This is a genomic window from Brenneria tiliae (genome assembly GCF_023347575.1).
Taxonomy (GTDB): Bacteria; Pseudomonadota; Gammaproteobacteria; order Enterobacterales; family Enterobacteriaceae; genus Brenneria; species Brenneria corticis.
In genome coordinates this window covers 1-325 of the sequence record NZ_JAKPCB010000051.1, presented here as the reverse complement: position 1 = coordinate 325, position 325 = coordinate 1, and the positions used below count along the sequence as shown (strand labels likewise).

Below are 325 nucleotides of genomic sequence, written 5' to 3'. Positions count from 1 at the left end.
AAAGTCATCTTTAAGATATTCGGTGATAATGTCTTTCACTCATTATCGGAATGGCGTCCCCAAGGGGATTCGAACCCCTGTTACAGCCGTGAAAGGGCAGTGTCCTAGGCCTCTAGACGATGGGGACACAAAAATTGTCCGCAACGCACGCGTTGCTATTTTTGTGTAAAGGCGAGATTTTTCCAGAAAAATCGAGCGCCATTGTGTTTTGTCACTGCACTGGACAGTCACACACCCCACGGCACTTCAGGAAACGTCCGCAACCTTCTACCGCAGGTTACCTTGCTCATTGTTTTCATCAGACAATCTGTTGTGGACACTGCAC

General features: G+C 48.0%; 1 tRNA gene. It reads right to left on the bottom strand.

The annotated features are described in order from the left end of the window. Positions 1 to 51 precede the first annotated feature (51 nt). Positions 52 to 127: transfer RNA gene (locus tag MFP24_RS00250), tRNA-Glu, on the bottom strand. Between the last annotated feature and the right edge of the window lie 198 nt (positions 128 to 325).